Annotated in this window: 1 protein-coding gene; it reads left to right on the top strand. The window is 79.8% G+C overall.

What is annotated here, in order from left to right; genetic code table 11:
- Window positions 1–1,261: BACON domain-containing protein (locus FF041_RS37145; protein WP_194292364.1), on the top strand; the 1,261-nt coding region annotated here is incomplete at its 5' end.
- Between the last annotated feature and the right edge of the window lie 76 nt (window positions 1,262–1,337).

The raw sequence follows: 1,337 nt of genomic DNA, 5'->3' as shown, positions 1-1,337 counted from the left end.
GCGCCCCCGCCTCCCCGAGGAGACCGCCGGGCACCGCCGCGCCGAGCTGGCCCGGCTCGCCTGGCCCGAGGCCGCCGGGACCTCCCCCGAGCAGCGCGACGCCCTCGAACTCGCCGTGCGGCACGGGCTCGGCCCCGCCGAGGTCGCGGCCGTCATCGGCGTGGCCCAGCCCGCCGCCCGGGAGCTCCTGGCCGCAGCCGCCTGCGAGGTCGAGCGCACCCGGGCCGCCCTCGCCGTGGCGGCGGGCGGGAACTGCCCCCTGGTCGCCCGGCTCGCGGGCGAGGGCCGCGCACCGCTCTCGGCGGCGCCGCGCAATGAACTCGTACGGCATGTGGACGACTGCCCCCGCTGCCGCCGGGCCGCCGAGCACGCCGGGGCGGGCGGGCCCTGGCCGGGGTCCGCGGTCACCCCCCACACCCTGCCGCTCCTCCGCGCCCCCCGGGCCGCGGTCTTTCTCGCCATGCGGCACAGCCGCCGGGTGACCGGCCCCCGCTTCGGCCCCGCGGGCTTTCCGCTGGACCCCAAGGACCACGCGGCCCGCCGCGACCGGCTGCGGGCCCGCGCGGTGACGACCACGGTGGTGGCGACGGTGGTGGCCGCTCCGGTGCTGGCGCTCTGGGCGGCCTACCGGGGAGCCCCGCTGACGGGGGAGGGGCGGCACGGCGGGGCCTCGGTCAGCGCGCCGGAGACGGAGGAGCGGAAAGGACCGTACGACCGCTTCGAGCACACGGGCCGCTCCGGGACGGACCGGGGCACGAGGTTCACCGCGGGGGCCCGGGTCCCCGGCGCCCCGGCGGGCGCCGTCGCCACCGGTCCGCCGTCCGCCCGCCCGGGAAAGCCGGGGCCGGGCCGTCTGACGGTCGAGGCGGAGCCCTTCGGCGATACGACGGCGATCACGCTCAGGGCGTCGGGCGGGTCCCCGGTGCAATGGTCGATGTGGACCGACGCGGCATGGCTCTCGCTGAGCCGTACGTCGGGGGTGCTGCGGCCGGGCGAGGTGACCGTGGTGCGCGTGATGGTGGACACGGCCAGGGAGCCGGAAGGGAAGTGGGCGGGAAGGGTGGGGGTGGATCCCTCGGGGGCGGTGGTGGCGATCGAGGGGCAGGGGCCGGCCGCCGTGACAGCGCGCCCGTCGAGCCCCTCGCCCAGCGCGTCGGCGCCGCTCCCGGCGTCCTCGCCCCCGGAGACCTCTGCGCCGGTCTCCCCGACCCCCACCGAGACCTCCCCGGTCTTCCCGACGCCCCTGTCACCCTCCCCTTGAGCCCTGCCCGGGGCCTTCGACCCGTCCGGGTGCGGGTCCGGTCCGGCCACGCGCCCGGGTCCGGCCGCCCGCCCCC

Source organism: Streptomyces jumonjinensis, from assembly GCF_009600885.1.
Taxonomy (GTDB): domain Bacteria; phylum Actinomycetota; class Actinomycetes; order Streptomycetales; family Streptomycetaceae; genus Streptomyces; species Streptomyces jumonjinensis.
The sequence above is the reverse complement of the archived record's forward strand: the minus strand, read 5'-3'. Positions and strand labels throughout refer to the sequence as shown.